At 34.2% G+C, this 22,663-nt stretch carries 24 protein-coding genes and 1 pseudogene; 20 read left to right on the forward strand and 5 right to left on the reverse strand.

The features are described from left to right. Positions 1-38: 38 nt before the first annotated feature. Positions 39-1,115: pseudogene (locus tag MOC86_RS23945) on the reverse strand (helix-turn-helix domain-containing protein). A 361-nt stretch (positions 1,116-1,476) separates the two neighbouring features. Between MOC86_RS23945 and MOC86_RS23950 the strand changes: the two are divergent. Further along, positions 1,477-2,595, forward strand: coding sequence for a GerAB/ArcD/ProY family transporter (locus MOC86_RS23950; protein ID WP_268586427.1), 1,119 nt, complete (start codon positions 1,477-1,479; stop codon positions 2,593-2,595). A gap of 175 nt (positions 2,596-2,770) precedes the next feature. Here the strand turns inward: MOC86_RS23950 and MOC86_RS23955 are convergent, their stop codons facing one another. Then, positions 2,771-3,013 (reverse strand): hypothetical protein, encoded by a 243-nt coding sequence (locus MOC86_RS23955; RefSeq protein WP_268586428.1) that lies wholly within the window; start codon positions 3,011-3,013, stop codon positions 2,771-2,773. 493 nt (positions 3,014-3,506) lie between these two features. On the opposite strand from MOC86_RS23955, the gene MOC86_RS23960 reads away from it, so the two are divergent. After that, positions 3,507-3,890 (forward strand): hypothetical protein, encoded by a 384-nt coding sequence (locus tag MOC86_RS23960; protein ID WP_268586429.1) that lies wholly within the window; start codon positions 3,507-3,509, stop codon positions 3,888-3,890. 422 nt (positions 3,891-4,312) lie between these two features. Here MOC86_RS23960 and MOC86_RS23965 read toward each other — a convergent pair whose 3' ends face one another. Beyond that, positions 4,313-5,116, reverse strand: a complete 804-nt coding sequence (locus tag MOC86_RS23965) for a glycoside hydrolase family 16 protein (protein WP_268586430.1) — start codon at positions 5,114-5,116, stop codon at positions 4,313-4,315. 432 nt (positions 5,117-5,548) lie between these two features. Here MOC86_RS23965 and MOC86_RS23970 point away from each other — a divergent pair, with 432 nt between their 5' ends. The 13 genes from MOC86_RS23970 (at position 5,549) to MOC86_RS24030 (ending at position 14,077) form a co-directional block, all read left to right on the forward strand. Then, positions 5,549-5,878, forward strand: coding sequence for a PadR family transcriptional regulator (locus tag MOC86_RS23970; protein WP_268586431.1), 330 nt, complete (start codon positions 5,549-5,551; stop codon positions 5,876-5,878). Continuing rightward, complete coding sequence (locus MOC86_RS23975) at positions 5,871-6,185, forward strand: DUF1048 domain-containing protein (RefSeq protein WP_061804144.1); 315 nt, start codon at positions 5,871-5,873, stop codon at positions 6,183-6,185. Before MOC86_RS23970 ends, MOC86_RS23975 begins: the two co-directional genes overlap by 8 nt. An 11-nt stretch (positions 6,186-6,196) precedes the next feature. Next, positions 6,197-7,120 (forward strand): ABC transporter ATP-binding protein, encoded by a 924-nt coding sequence (locus MOC86_RS23980; RefSeq protein ID WP_268586432.1) that lies wholly within the window; start codon positions 6,197-6,199, stop codon positions 7,118-7,120. Beyond that, a complete protein-coding gene (locus MOC86_RS23985) occupies positions 7,120-7,887 on the forward strand; it encodes an ABC transporter permease (protein WP_268586433.1) in 768 nt (255 codons plus the stop codon). Before MOC86_RS23980 ends, MOC86_RS23985 begins: the two co-directional genes overlap by 1 nt. Positions 7,888-7,965: 78 nt before the next feature. Then, entirely contained in the window at positions 7,966-8,331 is a 366-nt protein-coding gene (locus MOC86_RS23990) for a cupin domain-containing protein (RefSeq protein WP_268586434.1), read from the forward strand. 315 nt (positions 8,332-8,646) lie between these two features. Continuing rightward, positions 8,647-9,483: a TrmB family transcriptional regulator gene (locus MOC86_RS23995; RefSeq protein WP_268586435.1), complete on the forward strand. Its 837-nt coding sequence runs from the start codon at positions 8,647-8,649 to the stop codon at positions 9,481-9,483. Position 9,484: 1 nt separating this feature from the next. Beyond that, on the forward strand, positions 9,485-10,108 hold the full coding sequence (locus tag MOC86_RS24000) for a LysE family translocator (protein ID WP_268586436.1): 624 nt from the start codon (positions 9,485-9,487) through the stop codon (positions 10,106-10,108). Between the two features lie 13 nt (positions 10,109-10,121). Beyond that, positions 10,122-10,844, forward strand: a complete 723-nt coding sequence (locus MOC86_RS24005; RefSeq protein ID WP_268586437.1) for an alanyl-tRNA editing protein — start codon at positions 10,122-10,124, stop codon at positions 10,842-10,844. 43 nt (positions 10,845-10,887) lie between these two features. After that, entirely contained in the window at positions 10,888-11,013 is a 126-nt protein-coding gene (locus tag MOC86_RS24010) for an FbpB family small basic protein (protein ID WP_268586438.1), read from the forward strand. A 53-nt stretch (positions 11,014-11,066) separates the two neighbouring features. Further along, entirely contained in the window at positions 11,067-11,522 is a 456-nt protein-coding gene (locus MOC86_RS24015; protein WP_268586439.1) for a VOC family protein, read from the forward strand. A 205-nt stretch (positions 11,523-11,727) separates the two neighbouring features. Then, positions 11,728-12,414, forward strand: coding sequence for an MBL fold metallo-hydrolase (locus MOC86_RS24020; RefSeq protein ID WP_268586440.1), 687 nt, complete (start codon positions 11,728-11,730; stop codon positions 12,412-12,414). 214 nt (positions 12,415-12,628) lie between these two features. Continuing rightward, on the forward strand, positions 12,629-13,606 hold the full coding sequence (locus MOC86_RS24025; RefSeq protein ID WP_268586441.1) for a zinc-dependent alcohol dehydrogenase family protein: 978 nt from the start codon (positions 12,629-12,631) through the stop codon (positions 13,604-13,606). Positions 13,607-13,753: 147 nt separating this feature from the next. Further along, entirely contained in the window at positions 13,754-14,077 is a 324-nt protein-coding gene (locus tag MOC86_RS24030; RefSeq protein WP_268586442.1) for a helix-turn-helix domain-containing protein, read from the forward strand. A gap of 227 nt (positions 14,078-14,304) precedes the next feature. On the opposite strand, the gene MOC86_RS24035 is transcribed toward MOC86_RS24030, so the two are convergent. Both MOC86_RS24035 and MOC86_RS24040 read right to left on the reverse strand, forming a co-directional pair. After that, on the reverse strand, positions 14,305-15,384 hold the full coding sequence (locus MOC86_RS24035) for an isocitrate/isopropylmalate dehydrogenase family protein (protein ID WP_268586443.1): 1,080 nt from the start codon (positions 15,382-15,384) through the stop codon (positions 14,305-14,307). Positions 15,385-15,751: 367 nt separating this feature from the next. Next, entirely contained in the window at positions 15,752-16,615 is an 864-nt protein-coding gene (locus MOC86_RS24040; protein ID WP_268586444.1) for a LysR family transcriptional regulator, read from the reverse strand. 202 nt (positions 16,616-16,817) lie between these two features. Here MOC86_RS24040 and MOC86_RS24045 point away from each other — a divergent pair, with 202 nt between their 5' ends. The 5 genes from MOC86_RS24045 to MOC86_RS24065 all read left to right on the forward strand — a co-directional run bounded on the left by MOC86_RS24045 (position 16,818) and on the right by MOC86_RS24065 (position 22,607). Continuing rightward, complete coding sequence (locus MOC86_RS24045) at positions 16,818-17,498, forward strand: aspartate/glutamate racemase family protein (RefSeq protein ID WP_268586445.1); 681 nt, start codon at positions 16,818-16,820, stop codon at positions 17,496-17,498. Continuing rightward, entirely contained in the window at positions 17,495-18,943 is a 1,449-nt protein-coding gene (locus MOC86_RS24050; protein ID WP_268586446.1) for an aldehyde dehydrogenase family protein, read from the forward strand. The genes MOC86_RS24045 and MOC86_RS24050 overlap by 4 nt, the downstream gene beginning before the upstream one ends. A gap of 12 nt (positions 18,944-18,955) precedes the next feature. Beyond that, positions 18,956-20,143: an iron-containing alcohol dehydrogenase gene (locus MOC86_RS24055; RefSeq protein WP_268586447.1), complete on the forward strand. Its 1,188-nt coding sequence runs from the start codon at positions 18,956-18,958 to the stop codon at positions 20,141-20,143. Between the two features lie 45 nt (positions 20,144-20,188). Continuing rightward, positions 20,189-20,953: an SDR family NAD(P)-dependent oxidoreductase gene (locus tag MOC86_RS24060; RefSeq protein ID WP_268586448.1), complete on the forward strand. Its 765-nt coding sequence runs from the start codon at positions 20,189-20,191 to the stop codon at positions 20,951-20,953. A 334-nt stretch (positions 20,954-21,287) separates the two neighbouring features. Next, entirely contained in the window at positions 21,288-22,607 is a 1,320-nt protein-coding gene (locus tag MOC86_RS24065; RefSeq protein ID WP_268586449.1) for a CitMHS family transporter, read from the forward strand. Positions 22,608-22,663: the final 56 nt, after the last annotated feature.

Here is a 22,663-nt window from a genome sequence, read left to right on the forward strand (position 1 = left end):
CCATTTCACCTTAGGTATGTGTAATGGGGTTGTTCTTTTTATTTCGTTTGATTAATAAGCTCTATGTATTGTGAATCTCCATATCCTATTGTTGGGAAAAGATTAAATAACCTATTCATTAATTCTGGTGTTGGTAAATCTTTATTTTTAGAAATATACTTTGTTACTGCATTATTTTCTTTCAGCATATCTAAATATATATCTATTGCCTGATACATGACTGGAAGTAGTTCATGTGATGGTTTCTTATGATTTACCAATACTTCGTTGTATACAGAATAATAATTACCTAGTTCAAGTTCAGTTTGGCTTACTTTAAATTCATCTTCTCTGAAGCTATTTAAGAACACTTTGCCATCATACCCAGATTGTTCAAGATAGGAAAGTAATGTAAGTAGGTTCATTTGACAAAACATGTCTTCACCAAACCATAAAACAATACATGTATACTCTTTATTAAAAAGATTGTCTAATAGGTTGATAACCTTTTTAATATACTTTTCTACTGGTTCATGATGTCCCGATGCTCGTGTTTTTATAAACTCTTCATTAAAAACATGTGTAGTAGTCGCGTTTACACACATTGCTTCATTAAATGGAACGTAATCAGCATCTCCCATTAGTTTTTTATCTTTAAACTCTTCATACATAACCTGCCCATTCAATATGTTGAGTACATATTTATCAAAAAACTCACTCTTCTTATTTTGTAACTGTTCAACCTCCATTTTTCTAGAAATATTCATTTTACACCATTCCTTGTCTTTATTTATAGTGAGTTTAACAAATGATTGAACAGGCATCTTGTTAACTTGAAATTCTCTTGGATTTACACCAAAAACGGTTTTAAAAGCCCTACTATATGCTTCTTGTGAAGAATAATCGTAATTAAAGGCAATATCAATGATCTTTCTATCCTTTGTCAAATCTATCGTAGATAAATACAATCTTCTAAGAAGAATATAACGCCTAATACTTATACCTGTGACTTGATGGAACTTAAAAGAACAATAATAAGGAGAATACCCGATATAATGAGATCATTCATCTAGCGAAAATTTATTTTTTAATTTGTCTTCAATCCAATCAATCATAAGCTGTATATGTTCATTCATTTATCTCACTCCTCAAGAAAATTATAAGAGGTATCAAATTCTTCCTTTTGATATTTGTTGTGATTTATAAAATTTAAAATGGTACAAAGCTTGAAAAGCAAAGTTTTTCTCAAGATTTTGTTCTTCCATCAGCTTCTCAATAAATTATTTTTCTGTTCTAAATCACCTAAAGGTATCTAGTTGATTGATGAAAAAGTCTTCTTGATCTTTATGAAACCCTTTCATTATTTGATTATTTCACATTACAACACGTCCGTAAAAGTATTGAAAATAGGAAAGTAGGAGAAGATAGATGAATGACTAGATAAGATATACAAGCGTGCAGGTTAAATCATTGGGTAAAGGGGGGAGTTCCTAGACAGTGGAGAAAGCCAAAATTAGCGTTATTCAGCTATTTGCCTTGATGTTTATATTTGAGATGGGGACTGCAGTTGTCACAAGTTATGGAATAAATGCGAAAAAAGATGTCTGGCTGGCCATTCTTTTAGGAATGTTTGTAGGAGTAGTCTTTTTTTTCGTTTATTACTTTTTATTTCGACAATATCCCAACTTACCTCTTACTGGACATACTAGAAAAATATTTGGTAAATACTTAGGGTGGATTATTGGCTTGTTATACGTTCTCTACTTTTTGTATAATGCTGCCGATAATATACGTAGTTTCGGGGATTTGCTGCTTTCATCGATATTACCGCAAACCCCATTACTAGCCATTATTATCCTATTCGTTCTCACCATGTGTTATGTACTTTATCTAGGGATTGAAGTAGTAGGGAGAACAGCGGAAGTATTTATCGTCATATTAATTTTATTTGGGATAACTGGAAATTTTCTTGCTCTTATTTCAGGCGATATTGACTTAGATAAAGTTCAGCCGTTTCTGGAAAACGGGTGGACACCCATCTTAACGACGGCCCTTCTGGAGACTAGCAATTTTCCTTTTAATCAATTGATTGTCTTTATGATGTTACTTCCTTATTTAAATCGCCCTAGATTAGTAAAAAAAGTATGGTTGTTTGCCTTGATTTCAAGCGGGCTTATCTTATCTTGGACAGCAAGTTTAAATATCGCTATCATTGGTGTTGAAGAAGTAAAGAAATCTACTTTTCCTTTGTTGTTAACCGTTGGAAAGATCAATCTTCTTGAATTTATTCAACGCCTAGATGTTATTGTTGTATTTACTTTGTTGATTACGGTGTTTTTCAAAGCATCCATCTTCTTCTATGGTGCCCTAATTGGAATCGTAGATTTGTTTAAATTAAAAAATCATCAGCAGATTATTTTACCCATTGCTTTTATTATCATCTTTTTGTCAATGGCTATGGCCTCCAGTTATTCAGAACACACAGAGGAAGGTATCTATTTCACCCGTTATATTATTATTTATTTCCATGTTATTATTCCATTGCTAATGCTGCTTGTTACCCTAATTCGTAACCGTTTCAAGAAGAAAGGTCGATTAAAATCAAATGGAACATAATAACCTCTATGCTATATTCCAAAACCATCGTATTTAAACGAAGGCAAAGACTTTTTGATTGTCAGGAACAAATGATAAAAAGGATTTCCAATTGGGAATCCTTTTTTCTTCGCATAAAGTAGATTATATGAACGGAAGATGTCTGTTTTATGTATTAAAAATAGGGAGTTAAACGCTACTTCCCTTTTGTCTTAAAAAAGAGGGATGTGATAAGAAAGATGATACCGTTCACAAAAAGAAGGAGGCCATAAGCGAACCCTGCTGCACCAGCACCAAAAGGATTGTTAGTATAATACACAATAATAAGAATACTCATAGTAGTGGCTATAGGAGCCCATAGTAAGGAGACAACTACACCTGAGATGATCCATCTTTTTCGATTCCTCAAAGAAACCTTGATCACAATGAAATTTACCATCATCCATCCTACGATTAGGCTTGTTATAGATAAGAAATCAAAAATATTTCATTCCTCCTTTCACAATGAATATTAGAAAGAAAAATTTTATATAAGTTAGACGGATAGGGATTGAAAAAAGTTCGTAAAGTTATAAAAATAAACCTATAAAGTTCCAGTGGAGGTAGTATAGTAAATAATACAAGTAAAAGTTAAGTGGATCTGTGTATTATAAAGATAAAATTCATTGATGTTTTGAAATCATCCAATTCTTAATTATTAAAGAGAATAGTGAAATGATATATGAAAGAAAAAGGGAGAGCGTATGAAATTTAATTAGGATTTAAGTGGTGATGGTTGGGCCAATGGGTTTATTGAAATTAACTCTAAAAGGTTTGAGTTTAGTCCAAGTTATGTAACAGATGCTTTTGGAGATTTATTACGCAGTCTCGTTTCCTTACTAACACATGAAGAAGAATTAGAAACGCTTATTTGGGATGAGGAACCACGCGGAGTGGAATGGGCTTTTGTTCGTAAACACAATGAGACGTTATCTATCAAAATCACTATATATGAAGAAGGTGAAGATGCTTATGACAGGAGTAAGCAAAAGGGGGAAGCCTTGATAGATATCGATTGTCTTTTTATAGATTTTATTAAGGAAGTAGTAAGGGAAGCTGATCAATTACTAATTACTAATGGCATCTTAGGTTACCGAAATTTATGGGGCATGCACGAGTTCCCATTAAGCAGTTATTTGCAACTAAAAGATTCTTTGAAAAGTAAAGAAATAAGAACAATAGATGAAAAAAAACAACTTAAGAGAGGAGTTTCATATTCTTCATGCTTTGGTAGAAGAATAGGTTCCTGTAATGAACATTTCAATTATTTAAAATAAGGTATGATTAAAGATTACTACGTTGACAGTTATAACATTTATATGAGAAACAGTAGGCACGTTTTATTATTTCCTATCTATGAAACTTTACGTTGAATTCCTATCTAAAAGAAAGGGGAACCAAATATAAAGCTTAAAAGTAATAGACTGCTGTTACAAGCTCTTGACCTTAATTTAATCGAGGCTGCAGCTTAGCGTGATACACGGGCAATCGAAACTATGGGATACAAAACCAATGGTGAATGGACAAGTCCTGATTTTTTTGAAGCTGTATATATCGATAATATATAAAATTTGCATAAATAAGAAAGAAGCCATGGAGTCCTTTATTAATAAGGAGACCTTGGCTTACTAAATTTCTTGAAGATACCTTATGTTGAGTGAATTAAGAATGCATATGATATACATTTAGATTCACTTGTTTAACCACTACTTTTAATCTGTTTATAAACTTTTAAATCTTCAATAATAAAGTAACTAGGGAATTTAGTATGTTTATTTGGATTTCCTGGCCATGTACCTCCAACTGCCAAATTTAAAATAAAAAACATTGGTTCTTGTGGAATACCTTGTTTAGAAGTGAAAATATGTTTATCATCAACATACCAATGAATTGAATTCTTAGTCCATATAATGGAGTACTTATGAAAAGTAGCGACATTATCAATTTCAAATGTAGCATAAGACCGATACTTTGTTTTTTCTTCCCAGTGGTTAACATAATACACCTTATATGGATTACTTCCTATAGCTTCTAAAATATCGATTTCCGGCAATTCATCTCCACTTGATGGAAGCATCCAAAAAGCAGGGAATAATCCTTTACCTTCTGGAATTTTAGCTATGATTTCAATTTTTCCATATCTAACTTCGAATTTTCCTTTTGTTGTAATTCTGGATGAGGTATATTGTTGACCATGGTGCTTTTTTTGTTTTGCCATTATATAAAGCTTTCCGTCTCTATATGATGCATTTTCTTGTAGATAAAATTGCAATTCATCGATATTTCCCTTCCGTTGAAGTTTAGTCCATTTTGATGAATCAAACATTTGAAAATCTTCATGCCACACCATTTCCCATGATTTATGGGTTTCTTTTTTATTTTTACCTGTTTTCTTTTTAATTGGTTGAACATGATTGTTGTCTTTCTGTTGTAGCATTATAGGTAAACTTATAGTAAAACACACGATTACACCGATAATAAGGACAAAAATAAATAGTTTCAACACTATACTCCCTTTAGAATTCATGTTTTATATACCATTTTCACTCTCACTTAATATATGAAGAGGAGATTTAATCTTATGCCTGTTGAGAGGTAATAAAGATATCTCAAATTGACAATTAGGTTATTTCATTAAGAGATCAAGTTGTTGAACTTTAGGGTGGTAATATTTATAGGGATGGGCTTTATACTGAACTAAATCATGAGTCTGAAAATTTATATCAAGCAAATTCTAAGATTTGAGAAAATCGATTTCTCCTGTATTGAGAAATCGTTTTTTTATTATTCATAAAAACTGCCTTAAATGCTTAGACTTAGCAAGAGTAAAGCTGCCCAAATAAATAATATGAATAAAATTGTTTGACACATCACACTACTTCGTAATACTATATAGCGGTACTAAGTAATGCTGAGTAGCTTGTAAGGAGGACATATGAAAGATTTAACGGAAATGCTTAAGGGAGTTCTTGAAGGTGTGGTGCTCCAAAAAATTCAAACAGGAGAAACCTATGGTTATGAAATTACTAAGTATCTAAATGAGTTAGGTTTTGAGGATATTGTGGAAGGAACAGTCTATACCATTCTTGTGCGAATAGAGAAAAAAGGGCTCGTGGAGATTGAGAAGAAAAAATCTGAGCTTGGACCTGCGAGAAAATTCTATACACTGAATGCCAAAGGAGAACAAGAATTAAACGATTTCTGGATAAGATGGTCATTTTTGGCTGAAAAAATGAATGGAATAAAGGAGCAAAGAGATGTTTAAAAAGATGATTCAAGAAAAACGAGAATATCGTGCATATAAAAAAAGAGTGAATGAATTGCCTGAAGAATACAGAAAGGCAATGAAAGCAATTGAAAATTATATGTGGAGCTTTGCTAAGGGATCGGGTATGTTTGAGGTTTTAACCAATATTTTAGAGATGTTCGAGAGTAGTGCCAGTGATGGTTTAAGTATACGAGAAGTAGTAGGAAATGATATTGCAGAATTTGCCGACTCATTCCTAGCTGAGTTTCCTGAAGAAACATGGATTGACAAACTAAGAAATAAATTAAGAAATTCTATTAAATAAAGGAGCGAGCCATGAACTCAACTGTTCTTGAAATCAAAAATGTAAAAAAGAGCTTTAAAGGGAATGAGGTCTTAAAAGATGTCAACCTTACTTTAAAGCATGGTTTTGTTTATGCCTTATTAGGGGCGAACGGGGCTGGGAAAAGTACCCTATTAAAAATTGTTACTGGGTTACTTAATAGCGATGATGGAAAGGTAACAATTCAAGATATTAATATTGCTGACAATCCTGTGGCAGCACAAAAGCTTTTTAGTTTTAGTTCTCAGAATTCCACAGTTGACGGTATACTGACTGGATATGAAAACCTTCATTTGATTGCAAAATTGCGACATGAACGCAATCCGAGAAAAGTTGCTGAAAGTTTGTTAGAAAAATTTAATCTGACTGAAGCCAAAGATAAAGCTGTTTCAAATTACTCAGGAGGAATGCGACGGCGTCTTGACTTAGCTATGAGTTTAGTTGGGAATCCAGAAATCATTTTTCTAGACGAACCTACCACTGGATTGGATCCTAAAAGTAGGCAGGATCTTTGGGAGACGATTAAAGAAATGAAGTCTCAAGGGAAAACAATCTTTTTAACGACCCAATATTTAGAGGAAGCAGATTATTTAGCTGATCAGATAGGCTTTTTACGTGAAGAGAAAATTGTTGCCAGTGGAACCCCTGATGAAATGAAACGTATTGCTGGAGCAGATAAATTACTTCTTGTATTTAATCGTAATGAAGACACCGACATAGCCTTAAAACTCTTAGAATCATATTCCCCTGAAAAAAAAGACAATTGTGAGATTTCTATTGATTTAACAGAGGACATCACAACAACTTTAAACGTGTTGAATGCTCTAACAACTGAAAATATTGAGCTCAAGACTTTCAAAATGATTACCCCAACCCTTGATGATGTATTTATGACACTTACGAGAGGAAGAAAATAATGAAAATAAGACAAAATGTGGGTGATACACTAGCACTTGCCAATAGAATTATTAAACACAATTTACGAAGTATCGATACGATTATTACTGTTATTGCTATGCCTGTTATGATGTTATTAGGTATGGTTTATATATTTGGAGGAGCCATTCAAATTCCAGGGGTGTCTCAAAAGGATTATATAAATTATGTGCTTCCAGGAATCTTATTAATGACGATTGCCACTGGCTCAGCTTATATCTCATTGCGGATAAACTTAGACAAAACTTCAAGGATGTTTGACAGATTTAAGTCAATGCCTATATCAAAATCATCCGTACTGGGCGGTCATGTTTTAGCGTCAGTTGTCTTTATGTTAGTTTCTATTATTGCCGTTTTGCTAGTAGGGTTTCTAGCTGGATTTAGAAGTAATGCAACGTTTTCTGAATGGCTTCTTGTGGTGGTTATGGTTATTCTATTTTCTCTTGCATTAACGTGGCTTTCAGTACCTTTTGCGTTAGCTGCTGGAAGTATTGAAGGAGCTGGTTCCTTCTCTTATATCCTCTTGATGATGCTTTTTGTCAGTTCCGCATTTGTTCCTGTCGATGGAATGCCTAAGATAGTTGGCCTCTTCGCAGAAAATCAACCGATGACACCAATTATTCAAACAATCAGAAATCTATTAAATTCGCAAGCTACTGGAAATGATTTGTGGGTGTCAATTGGTTGGATGGTGCTAATCATCATGATTTCATATATATTTGGAATGAAAGCTTATAGGAGAGTATAAGCACCTAATAATAATTAGTTAAATTCACTCGTCGTTCATGTGACTTCATTTATCAATAAAAAAGGGAGAGGAAAGAGAATGGAGTATAAAACGATTAATTTACAAGAGAAATTATCTAAATTCCAAGATCAATGGTCTCCAAAAGTAATTGCTGAAATGAATGATTATCAATTTAAATTGGTTAAAGTACAAGGCGATTTTGTTTGGCACAAGCATGAACATACAGATGAAGTCTTTATTGTCCTTGAAGGTAATTTAATCATTGAATTTCGTGATGGAAAAGTGACATTAAATGAGGGGGAAATGTTTGTTATTCCAAAAAATATTGAACATAAACCTTATGCAGAAGAAGAGTGTAATATTATGCTTGTAGAACCTAAAGGTGTTGTTAATACTGGGCAAGAAAGAACGGAGCAAACGGCAGAAAATGACGTCTGGATTTAAATTTTGATAGAAATAGCTTTAATTCAAGGTGAAATAATCAATTTTTTATGTTGTAAAATATGAGATGTTGAACATTTTTAATCATGCTTTATTTTCATCTGACAAAAAAGTTCGTTAAAGATATAGCTAAAGGAAAAGCGCAAACTCGTTGTCAATCAACAGGTCTGCGCCTTTTTTACTTTTCGTAATTGATGCTATATCAACTAAAAATGAATAGGGGGATAGCACAGAAAAAACATCCAATTTTAAAGGATTTGCTATTTTTTTTACTTTACATTATAGTTGTAAGTGTACTTACAACTAGGAGGAGTTGCTATGGAAAGGTTAATTGATTATCTAATGGAAATCGGTTTTTCAAAAAACGAGAGTAAAGCTTATTTATCACTATTGAAACAATCACCTCTCACTGGTTATGAAATTAGTAAGCAGAGCGGGGTCCCACGCTCTATGATTTATCAAGCCATTAATAAGTTGGTTGCGCACGGTGCTATAAATGAACTCCGCTCTGATCCATTGACTTATACACCAGTACCGCCAAAAGAGTTTATTGGACGTTTGCGACATCAGAAAGAAGAAACGTTTAATTATTTGCAAGAAAATCTTGAACAAATTCAACATCCCCCAGAAGTTCATGTTATTCGTCATATTGAGGAAAGATCAGCTGTGATTGAGCGAATGAAGGAACTTATTTTCAAAGCAAAGCATGAAGTATGGTTATCCATATGGGATTCAGAGTTACATGAAATAGAGCCATATGCAAAAAAAGCAACAGAATCCAATGTCGAGTTGTATTCACTTTTATTTAACTGTCAGCCTACTAATCATTTTGGACGAGCTTTTTATCATCATCCTTCTACTGCCAATATCGAAGAGCAGCGTATGAATCAACGGTTAACCATTGTGATTTGTGACGATAAAGAAGTGCTAATTGCAGGTTTTTCAAAAGATACCGTTCCATCAGCCGTGCATACACAAGACCCTATGCTAGTGTTATTAGCTAAAGAGTATATTCGCCACGATATTATGATGAAAGTAATGAGTGAACATACTTCGGAAGAAAAAAGAAATCAAATTTGGAGAAATGATTCAGATCTTTTCTATATAGTGACAAATGAACTTTTAAATAAAAAGGACACCGAGGGAGAGAGCTAATATGTTTTTTGAAATATTTTTAATTGGTATTTTATCTGGTCTCTCTCCTGGACCAGACTTTTTTCTTGTAATGAAAAATAGTTTAGGTTTTGGACGACGTATAGGGATTGCAACAGCTTTAGGTGTTGCTTCAGCTCTAGTTGTTCATGTAACGTATACGATTTTAGGTTTCACTTATATTATTGAAAAATTCCCAAGCATCTTTATCATCATTAAATTAGCCGGTTCTCTTTACTTATTATGGTTAGGGTTTCATGCGATTCGCGCCGTTAAACAAAGTAAAGCAGAAAAAGAAATGGGATTAAAAGTGAACGCGGATAAAAGTGTGAAACAAGGTTTCCGTGAGGGATTCATTTGTAATGTATTAAACCCGAAAGCTGCACTCTTTTTCTTAAGTATTTTTTCTCAGTTTATTTCATCTGATACAGCTAGCTGGATACGTTGGATTTATGGAATAGAAATCATCCTAGCTGTTGCACTTTGGTTTACATTTGTTTCAAGCGTTATTTCGTATAAAAAATTTAGAAACTTTTATGAGAAATACAATCATTGGTTTGATCGCTGTTTAGGGGCTATCTTAATTTATTTTGCTATTTTTATCGTGTATTCAACGATTCATTCATAAGGAGGAACTACACATGGAAAAAGAATTATTTCTAGAAGACAGTTATCAGACGAGTTGTGAAACCTTTATTGAAGAAATGAACGAAAATAAAGTGATTTTAAATCAAACAGTTTTTTATCCAACGGGTGGAGGACAACCTTTTGATACAGGGATTTTAAAACAAGGAAATAACGAATTTAAAGTTATAAAGGTAAAAAGAGAGCAAGGAAAAATTATTCATTACCTAGAAGATGCTACAAATTTATCTGTAGGAGAGGTAACGGCTCAAATTGATTGGGACCGACGTTACAGATTTATGAAATATCATACTCTTTTACATGTAATTGCAGGTCATCTCTACAATGAATTTGGAGCGCTAGCAACAAGTAACGAGATTTATGAAGATAATCGAGCAAGAATTGATATTAAATTTGAAGGAGATGTTCCAGAAGACTATCTTGTAGTAATGGAAAAAGAAATTCAACAAATTATAGAGGAAGATCATTTGATTTCAACTCGTATCCTTCCGAGGGAAGAGGTTGAAAATATACCTGGTTCTATTAAGACTGTTATTAATTTACTCCCTCCTTCTATTCAAATGATTCGGTTAGTAGCTATTAGTGACCTAGATGAACAAGCTTGTGGTGGAACCCATGTGCAATCAACAAAAGAAATAGGGTCTTTTTCAATCGATAAAATAAAAAACAAAGGTCCACATGTTAAAAGGATTAGTATTACTATTGCGAATAAAAAATAAAGTGAAGATTAAGTAAATGTAAGACACAAGAAAGAGTGTTAATGTGTATAAAACAAAAAAGTCATTTATAGAGAGAGTAAAAGAAATTAAGGAAGAATTAATGAAGGATAAGCAGGAGATAGAGAAAATTGAAAAGCGTATTGAAGCAAAACACCAACTAAAAATGTAATCTATCATTTTATGAATTTAACGGTATATCATTAAAAATAGGGGTGATGTAATTTGATAAAAGGAATATATGAGGCACATTTACCTGTTAAAGATTTGGAGAATTCAATAAATTTCTATAGGAGATTAGGTTTAGAACTTGCTTGGCGCGATGAATCTACAGCTTTCTTTTGGATTGATAAAGGACGAAGTTGGCTAGGTTTATGGGAAGGGGATGAATATAAGACTCCTTATCATCCTGCATTGCGTCATATTGCTTTTGAAGTAACATACGAGGATTTAAAGACCTCAGTAGAATGGTTAAATACTCTTGGAATTAAAGCTGAACCTGTTAATCCAAACCAACCGATAGATCCTTTTATACGTCCAAATCAAGGTAACGGCACAGTTTACTTTAATGATCCAGATGGAAACAGTTTAGAGTTAATGTGTTATGTAGAAGTACCTGAACATTTAAGACATATAACTAACAAACTTTCCTTTAGTGAATGGGAAGAAATGAATAAGTGAGATCATGTGCCTGAAAAACGGGATGTCTATTTGATAGACATCCCGTTTTTGGTAAAGTTGATTATTACAGGACTATCTGATAACTATAGCGAACATTATGTGAACTGAAAATGAATAATCTATACATAGGGAAGTAATGGGATTATGTAAAAATTCTATTAAAGTGAATAGTAAAATTAAGTAAGAAATGAATGGAGGAAGAAAAATGAAGATAATAGAATTACCAATTGAATATGAATTTAATAGACAAAAAAATTGTATTTATCCTAGCTTAATTATAGTGAATAAGGAACTAACCTTGGTAGATACAGGATATACCAATTTTTTAACTTTAATCGAAAATGAAATTCTAAAAAATGGATATAAAATGAAGGATTTAAAAAATATAATTATTACTCACTATGATGATGATCATATAGGTTCCTTATATGAATTTAAAGAAAAGTATCCTTGGATTACTATTATAGCTAGTGAAATTGAATCAAAATACATTAGTGGTGAATTGAAGGCAGAAAGATTGGTTCAAGCCGAAGAACTGCTAGAAAATATGTCAAATGAAGATATGGAATTTGGTAAATGGTTTATACAACAACTAGAGAATTTGAAGCCTGTTTTAATTAATAAAAAGGTACATGATGGAGATATGATTTTAGATAACGAATGTAGAGTAGTAGCAACACCAGGGCATACTTCAGGGCATATTTCATTATATTTTCCAAGGATAAAAAGTATAATTACAGGTGATGCAGCTGTTAAAGAGAATCATGAATTAGTCATTGCTAATCCACAGTTTTGTTTAAATGTTGAGAAAGCTGAACAGTCTCTGATAAAGATTAAAAATCTTAAAGCTGAAAATTACTATTGCTATCATGGTGGGAAATTCACGTTATAATCGAAGGATAAACGATGATACTCTTTAAATATGTTGAATGTTATGCGATAAAAAGCAATTAATTACTTTTTATTCAAATTAAGTTATGATGATAAAAAAAGGCATAAACGTGCTGTCATCCAATAGGTTTATACCTTTTGTGTCAAATAATAAAGTTATGTTAACTATGAGTGTATAGGATATAAAATAGAGAACTTTAACAAGGAGGGACATGATGTCTTTAAAAGGTATATGTACTAGGTATTATGAGTTTGGGAACCCCTCAGATGTTTTGCGTATAGAGGAAGTAGACGTTCCATTACCTCAAGAGGGAGAGTTATTAGTTAAAATGGAGATGAGTCCTATCAATCCATCAGATATCATTCCGATTACAGGTGCATATGCTAACCGAATCACGGTGCCAAGCATACCTGGTTATGAAGGAGTAGGAATTGTAGAGGATGTCGGACCTTCCGTTTCGAAGTGGTTTATTGGCAAACGAGTCCTTCCCTTGAGAGGACAAGGGACTTGGCAGGAATTTGTGACATCGCCAGCAGAATTAGCGATTGTATTGCCTGAAGATATTCATAATCATATAGCTGCACAGTTATATATTAATCCAATTACAGCGTGGGTCATTTGTAATCAAGTGTTAAAACTTAAACCAGATGATATCCTCCTTGTCAATGCATGTGGATCCTCTATAGGGCGTATATTTGCCCAATTATCTCAGATTATAGGATTCCAGCTTATTGCTATTACTCGAAATGATAAACACACAGCCTCCTTGTTAGAGATAGGAGCTTCCTATGTTATTAACACAGAAGACACACCTCTAAAGGAAGCTGTTATGGATTTAACACGGGGAAGAGGAGCTACAGCTGCTATTGATTCTATTGGAGGAATAGAAGGAACTCATCTAGCCTTCTGCTTACAACCGAAAGGAATCCTTTTAAGTATTGGGTTGCTGTCAGGAGTTCCTCTGAATTATCGAGAAATTATGGAACGTACACAAACACAAGCAAAGATCTTTCATCTTCGTCATTGGAATAAAAACATCTCTGTAAAGGAATGGCACGCTACTTTTCATCAACTTATACAAATGATTCGAGATGACACTCTACAACTTAGCCAAATTTCTCAATCCTTTTCGTTAGCAAATGTTCATAGAGCTCTCACTGAATCAAGAAAAGTTTTTCTAACGATGAACTAATAAAGATATAGATACATAAATAAAGATTTAGGTCCTCTCTATCGTATAAAGCAAGAACATTTTCCTTGTTAACTAAAGATTTATGCCTATTACAAAGGGTTTATAGATAATTTCACTTATCTGTTATAGAGTAATAGGGAAAGGTAGGTGATTAAAGTGGCTTTGGGTAAGCGGTTAAAAAAGTTAAGAGAAGTGAAAAATATGTCTCAAGAGAACCTTGCTCAACAAATGAATGTATCTAGGCGAGCCATTTACAGATGGGAAACAAATAAGAATTATCCTGATATGGATAATTTGATTAAACTGAGTAAAATCTATGCTATTACACCAGATGAATTGGTTAAAGAAGAGCAGATATCTCGGAACAAAACTGCTATAGACGAAGAGGGTGAAGAATTTTCTCTTTTACCCTTTATTATAGGTTTTATCATCTTGCTTGTTGAATTTTTTTTGATTCAGGTATTATGTTAATCATAAATTTCCCTCTAAAAGTGTTAAACCAGCATTAAAAAATAACAGAAGCTTTAATTAAATCAGATTCAAACTAAGAATTAGTTTTTTAATATTGATAACGAACACTATAGTAATTAAAAAATAGGGGATGAAAATATAAATCAGAACCCCTCAGTAGTAATACATAATAAATAGAAATCCCTGTCTGATTTAAAAGTTAACTTTTAAATCGGACAGGGATTATATTAATTTACAAAGATTTGGTTAATTCTTTCTGAGATAGCCTTTGCAAATTCTGAAGTCGAAGCATTGCCTCCTAAATCTTTCGTTTTAATTCCATCTTTAAGTGATTGATAAAGACTTTGCTCAACCAATTTACCTATTTCTTCAAGATTGTTATCATTATGCCGTTCAGCGAGCCACTCCATTAACATGACAGTTGAAAGCATCATACCTGTTGGATTTCCAATATTTAAACCTGCAATATCTGGGGCAGAACCGTGGGCTGCTTGTGCCATAGCTACAGTTGCATTTGCATTAATGGAAGGAGCTAATCCGAGACTTCCAACAAGTTCACCTGCTAGGTCTGAAAGAATATCTCCATACATATTTTCTGTCACAATCACATCAAAGTCTTTCGCTCGACGTACTAAATGAGCGGCCATTGCATCGATATGGTAATCATCTACAGTGACTTCAGGATACTGTTTTGCGATCTCACGACAAACGTTTAAAAATAATCCTGTACTTAATCGAAGAACATTGGCTTTATGAACGATGGTTACTTTTTTACGACGCTTCATCGCCATTTTAAAGGCGGCATGAGCAATTCGTTCCACAGCTTTTCTTGTGAAGACACCTGAAGTCACAACAACGTCTTCTGTAATTTGCCATTCTCCATGTCCTGCAAACATATTTCGATCGGCATAAAAACCTTCTGTATTTTCACGGAAGATAACTAAATCAGCTTCTCCTACTACGCTTTTAATCCCTGGCATTGTTTTAGCAGGGCGGATGTTAGTAAATAAATCTAGCGTATGACGAAGGGCACCACTTGGATTAAGTTTCACCTTATGTTCTAGTGGATAAGCAGCGGAATCATGAGGACCAAGTATCCATCCATGAGTATCCTTCAAAGCATTTGTAGTGAATTCTGGAAGGGGATTATTATATTGTTTTATTCCTTCCCATCCCATCGGTAAATCAATCCAATCAATATCTACTCCAACCTTATCTGCGGCTGTTTTAAACGCCTCAACTGTAGCGCTTACAATTTCAGGGCCAATTCCGTCTCCAGCTAGTACTCCCAAACGATAAGTGGTCATTTTTTAACAATCCTTTCACTATATAGTAGGGTAATTTAATAGTCCTGTAATAACTTGAACTTTATACTATTAATGTAATACGAATATAGAAATTAATAAAATATTTTTTTTTTATGTTTATAAATAGAAATTTTTAATTTCTAATTTTAAAGAGAGGACTTTAAGGCAAAATATAGGGTATTAAAAAATAAACATCATAGTAGTTACGTAGGTAAACCTAAAATAAATAGGGGATATTTAGAATCTTATAAACTAAGTTAATAAGAAAGCAGGCTCTCTATATTTCAAAGTATGGGGTATATACTAAATACTACACTGAACTTAAACTAGTAATGATCTTCTACATAAAATAAACTTAGATAGGAATTTAATATTGATGGTACTCTTGAATAAAGTGAACAAACTCTTTTACCATCTCTAATTCTAGAAGTTCTTCTCTATATAAGATACGTGTATTCCATATTATTGGGGATTCCTTCGCATCTTTAAGGGGAATTTTGTGTAGCTCATCATGGTCCTCTAGTACAATACTTGGAGCAATACAATAACCTAATCCATTAAAAACCATTCTTTTAGCTATTTCTACATTGTCAACATTCATATGACTAATAGGCGGAGTAGAAAAATTATCTTTCCACCAATTATCAATGACCATTTCTAAGGTGGGGTCCGTTTTGTAGCTAATTCTACGCATAGACGGAAGATCCTCTACATTAACCTTTTTTGAAGATAAAATGGCGATGTTCTCTTGCATTAATGTCACAGCTTTACCTGGCCAACTATGCTCGCCTCTTACAATCCCAATATGTGAATCTTGTTGGTATATAGAGTGAAGGACCTCAATATTTACCCCTGTATTAACATTGAATTCAACTTTAGGAAATTCCTCATTAAAAGCTTTTAAGATTTGCGGTAACTGATAGAAGGCGAATGTTCTTGAAACGCTTAATCGTAAAGTTCCACGTATTTCGTTACCTGAGTTCCAAAGTAATTCTTCTATTTTTTGTCTTTGCTTTAGCATATCTTTAGCATAGTTCACTAACATTTCTCCTTGATCCGTAAAATCAACTCCTCTTCTTCCTCGATAGAAAAGTTTAATATCAAATTCTTTTTCAATTTGTTGCAAACGGTATGTGAGAGTAGGCTGAGAAATATATAGACGCTCAGCAGCTTTTGTAATGTTTTTCTCTGCATAAACGGCCTCTAAAATCCGCCAATCCTTTTTATCCATGAGTAAACCTCTTTTCTATAATTAATTTTTTCGATTGATTTTTATAGAAATTTAATATTTTATTAATTTCTATCATTGTAATACATTTGTTTTATCACTACTACAACTTTTATTTTTAGTTGTATTCAGAAAAAGTTTATAAACTTTATTTTCTTGGAAAGCTTTTGAAAGCGAATTCAATAATTGATTAGGAGGTAATAAGTTGGCAAGTAAAGATTATAAAATTGGGCTTGTCCATGCAACAATGAACTCAGTTCAGCCTATCTTAGAGGCTTTTGAAGTTTATGAACCCCAAGTTAGATTAGTAAACTTCATGGATGAAAGTCTTATTGTGGAATTAAACGAAACAAGCATTGTCACAAAAGATATGAAAAGACGGTTATTAAATTTGGTAGAAAAAGCGGTACAAAGTGACGTAGATGGTGTTTTACTAACATGCTCATCTTTTACTCCTGCCGTGGAGGAAATTAGCCATTTATTTGACGTACCCGTACTAAGTGCAGATTTAAGTATGTTAGAGAGTGCAATAGAGATAGGACATCGAATAGGGGTTATTGCTACCGTAGAGGCAGCTGGTCCAACAACAACAAAATTATTAGAAAAGATATCTTTTGAAAAGGGGAAGGGAATTTCTGTCAAAACAGAGGTTATCCCAGAAGCATTTCAGGCCTTACAGAATCGAAACCCTGTCAAGCATGATGAACTAATCCATGAAAAGGTAAAAGAGCTGAGGGGAGATTGTGACGTTATTCTTTTTGCTCAATTTAGTATGGCAAGAGCTTTGAAAAGTATAGATAGGCTGACACCCCCTATCCTAACAAGTCCACAAATAAGTGTAAAAGCGATTGTCAATGAAATATCAAAAAGGGAGATAGTTTTATGATAAATACTGAATTAATGAGAGTTACTTCACTTATAGAGGGAAAAGCCGTTACGCAGGAACAGGAAAAAACAATGGAGGTTATCAACCCTTTTAACGGAGAAGTAATAGGAAAAGTAAGTTTAGCTTCAACAGAAAATGCTAAAAAGGCGATTGAATCAGCACATCAGGTTTTCCATAAAACAATGAAAAAAATGCCGGCTTACCGCCGTGCAGCGATTCTTAGTAAAGCTGCTGATTTATTAGAAGAAAGAACAGAAGCGTTTGCAAAAGTTCTTGTATTAGAAGCTGGAAAGCCTATTCGCGACAGTAGAAGTGAAGTAGGGCGCGCAGTTCAGGTTATCCGTTTTGCAGCAGATGAAGCGAAAAAAATTGAAGGAGAAATGGTTCCAATGGATGCGGCAATTGGGGGAGAAAATCGAATTGGTATGGTTCGGCGTCAGCCTCTTGGGGTGATATCAGCGATAACTCCTTTTAATTTTCCATTAAATCTATCCTTACATAAGCTAGCTCCAGCCTTTGCTGCAGGGAATACAGTGGTTTTAAAGCCAGCTGGAAAAACACCACTCTCCGCATACATGCTAGTTAAACTATTTGAGGAAGCTGGACTTCCCCAAGGAGCTTTAAATCTAGTTATTGGAAATGGATCAGAAGTAGGCGATGTTTTAGTAACGGATTCACGTATTAATAAAATAACATTTACAGGAAGTCCTTCTGTAGGGATTGACTTGCGTAGGAAAGCCGAACTGAAAAAGGTAACATTAGAACTTGGATTAAACTCTCCAAATATTATTTTTAATGATGGGGATGTGAAGGCAGCAGCAGTAGGGTTAGTACGAGGGGCATTTGCGTTTTCTGGCCAAGTTTGTATTTCTGCACTACGGATTTATGTACAAAGGGACGTTTATCAGGATTTCTTAGAACAATATGTTCCCCTAGTCGAAAAGTTAGTCATTGGTAATCCAGTAGAAGAGACGACAGATATAGGTCCTATGATTAGCGAAGCAGAAGCAATAAGAGCACATGAATGGATTGAACAAGCAGTAAAAGCAGGAGCAAATATTGTGACAGGAGGGAATCGCGAAGGAACATTGCTTGAACCGACAATCCTTGTAAATGTAAATCAAGATATGAAAGTAGTATGTGAGGAAACGTTCGCACCTATTGTTTCCGTTATTCCATTTGATACGGAAGAAGAAGTCATTGCAATGGCTAATGATTCAAAATTTGGTTTACAAGCAGGCGTATTTACATCAAATATTAATTGCGCTATGAGAGTAGCGGAAGAAATTGAGACAGGTGGCGTATGGATTAATGAAACATCTACGTATCGACAAGATAATTATCCATACGGTGGTGTAAAACTAAGTGGCATTGGAAAAGAAGGCGTAAAGTATGCGATTGAAGATATGACTGAGATTAAATTTGTTGGAATTAAATTGGGTTAAGGAGGTATTAACATGACGGCTTCTTATTTTCATACAGCTCAAACGTTAGTTACGGGAACAGGTTCTATTTCAAAGATAGGAGAAGAAGCTAAAAAATTAAAGGCAACAAAGGTAATGGTGGTAACGGACAAGGTCATTCGCCAGACAAGATTGCTTTCTAAAGTAATAAACCCTTTAGAGAAGGCTGGTCTGGTCACAGATATCATGGATGATGTAGTGCCAGAGCCTCCTTTCGAAAACTTAGAACAAATGATTACCAGACTCCAAGGAAAAGATTATGACCTCCTCGTAGGTGTAGGCGGAGGAAGTGCCCTCGACATTACGAAGGTCCTTTCTATTATGTTAACCAATGAAGAAAATGTACGAGACTTCGTAGGAATTGAAAAGGTGCAAAATGCAGGAGTACCTACTATTTTGGTACCTACCACGTCTGGAACAGGATCTGAAGTGACATACAACGCTATTTTCACAGACCTTCGAGATCAAGTTAAAAAAGGGATTGTAAGTGCCTATTTACTTCCTAAAGTGGCTATCGTAGATCCAGAACTGACGTTAACTGTCCCACCATCAGTAACAGCTGCAACGGGAATGGATGCTCTTGTTCATGCAATTGAATCCTATACAGCTATCCATGCTGGAGAATTAACGGATGGAATCGCTCTACACGCCATTAAACTCATTTCTCGTTCTTTACGTAAAGCTGTGTATAACGGTAAAGACTTGAAAGCACGTGAAGACATGGCGATGGGAAGTTTACTTGCAGGTATTTCGCTCGGGAATGCTGGAGTAGGTGCTGTTCATGCTCTTGCCTATCCACTAGGTGGAAAATTTAAAGTGCCACATGGAGTCGCAAACTCTCTTTTACTTCCATTTGTGATGAAATATAATGCTGTTGCTGATTTGGAAAAATTCGCAGAAGTGGCTAAAGCGATGGGTGAAAATATAGAGGGACTTTCTTTACGCGAAGCTGCGGATTGTGCTGTTCAAGCAATGGCTAAGTTAGCTCAGGATGTAGGGATTCCAACAAGCCTCAAAGATGTAGGAGTTACAGCTGAAGACATCTCAAATCTAGCAGAAGAAGCAAGCAAAATTGACCGACTGCTTCATAATAATCCTAGATGGTTAACAGTTAAAGAAATTAAGAACATCTATGAGGAAGCATATGGAACAGTAGAATCTCCATCCTTAGCCACAACATAACAATACACCTTAAATTCTCAGTCTATCAAAATGGGAGGTAAGGAAATGAACTATTTTTCTGAACTTGAAGGAAAAAAAGTCCTCATAGTAGGTGGAAGTAAAGGGATTGGAAAAGACATAGCACTTGCTTTTGTCCAACTAGGCGCAGACGTGATTATTACGGGCAGAAACGAAGAAGACTTGACGAAAACAACGACCAAACTTGTCGAATTTAACTCTAGTTGTTCTTATCTTATAGCTGATATCCAAAATGTTAGGCAAATCTATGCAATGATTGACCAAGCATATGCACGTTTAGGAAGGATCGATATCCTTATTAATAATGCTGGAGTTAATATTCCTAGACCAGCGCTTGAAGTTACCGAAGAAGATTGGGATCAAGTATTAGATACAAATTTAAAAGGCACTTTCTTTTGTTCTCAACGAGCAGGGAAATATATGATTGAGCAAGGCTTGCCTGGAAAAATAATTAATATTGTGTCCCAAATGGCTTTTGTTGGTTACGTTAAACGTGCAGCCTATTGTTCAAGTAAAGGAGGCGCTGTGCAATTAACAAAAGCACTAGCCATTGAATGGGCTGATAAACAAATTAAAGTGAACGCTGTGGCTCCAACCTTTATAGAAACAGATTTCACAAAACAAATGTTTGACAATAAAGACTTCTACAAAGATGTACTAAGCCGAATTCCATTAGGGGAACTTGCTAAACCTAGTGATGTAACAGGTGCTGTATTGTTTTTAGCATCCGATATGGCCAACTTTATCACTGGAGAAACAATTCGTGTTGATGGTGGATGGACTGCGATTTAAATTTCTAATAATATCTTTTATTACTGACGTGATTAATAAAAACATAGAAACCATAATTTGATTTCCCCATTAGATGAACAATCCCCCTTTTGTTTATTTTAAGGGGATTTCAAATAGTGTATAAAATCTTTATAAACCTCTTTGAATCCGCTTACAAAATGACAAAAAAATAATATTGAGCTATTTCCCCTTACAAAGATAGCAGAAATAGATAACAGTTTATGTAGATAAAAGAGAATATAACCATACATTTTATAGATTAGCTCTTTATTTTTAAGTAGAGACTCAAAGTTTAGGAGTAATTTACAAAAATTAATTAAAAGAGAGGTTAATCATGTTATCTATATTAGGATTTTCTACTATTATACTTTTTATGTTTTTAGTTATGACAAATCGTATGTCCGCATTTGTTGCGATTATTATCTCTCCTATAATATTTGCTACAATAGGAGGATTTGGTGAAAATCTAGGTTCCATGATGCTAGAAGGAATCCAGATTGTAGCACCTACAGCGATCCTTCTCTTATTTGCAGTTTTATATTTTGGAATTATGATGAGTGCAGGTTTATTTGATCCGATTTCCAGAAAGATATTACAACTAGCTAAAGGTGACCCAGTAAAAATTGTAATAGGAACCGCCATTTTAGCATTATTAGTGGCTTTAGATGGAGATGGAACCACTAGCTACATGATTATCTGCTCCGCCTTGTTACCAATTTATAAAAAAATAGGTATTAATCCACTCGTATTAGCTACTATATCTGTTATGGCTTTAGGTACTGTTTCAGGGATGACACCGTGGGGAGGAGCTGCAACAAGGGCAATAAGTGTCTTAGGACTGGATTCTACAGAGTACTTTACACCGTTAATTCCTGCCATTGTATGTGGTTCAGCCTGGATTATTCTGACCGCATATGTAATGGGGAGAATGGAGAGAAAAAGGATTGGAATTATACATTTAGAAAGAATCAATAAAAGTATGGAGAGCAACAATGAAATGGCCGCTACTGTTGCAGACAATCTTCCTAAGAATTTTAAGTTAATTTGGTTTAACTTTTTATTAACGCTTGCTCTTATGATAGCCCTAATCTTGGGTCTAGCACCTCTTCCTATTTTATTTATTATTGGCTTTGTAATAGCTCTTTCTGTCAATCATCCTAATCTTAAGGAACAAAAAAGTGTAATTAAAGAAAATGCTAGTCATGCTGTTCCAGTTGTCATGTTAGTGTTAGGAGCTGGAATTTTTACAGGTATATTATCCGAAACAAAAATGGTAGATTCAATGGCATCTGATTTACTCCGGATTGTCCCAGAATCCTTAGGATCTTTCTTCACAATTATTGTTGGATTAATTAGTCTGCCATTAAGCTTTCTTATGTCAAACGATGCATTCTTCTTTGGTGCCTTGCCTGTTCTGGCACAATCAGCTTCTGAATATGGAATAAATCCTATGGAAATAGCAAGGGCAGGAGTAATTGGGCAGCCTTTACATTCTATGGGTCCAACTTCTGCCCCATTATGGGTATTACTAGAGCTTGTCAGGAGAGATTTAGGAGCATTTCAACGTTATGCGCTTATTCCAGTTATTATTTTATCCCTCATGTTAATCGTGTTTGCCTTAATTACAGGAGCTATTTCAATTGCACCACGATAATATGTCATCTACATGAGCAGTAGTATAACTGTAAAATCAAACAACTAATAGATTGT

It is taken from the genome of Priestia endophytica (assembly GCF_026790145.1).
In the GTDB taxonomy this organism is placed as follows: Bacteria; Bacillota; Bacilli; order Bacillales; family Bacillaceae_H; genus Bacillus_I; species Bacillus_I endophytica_A.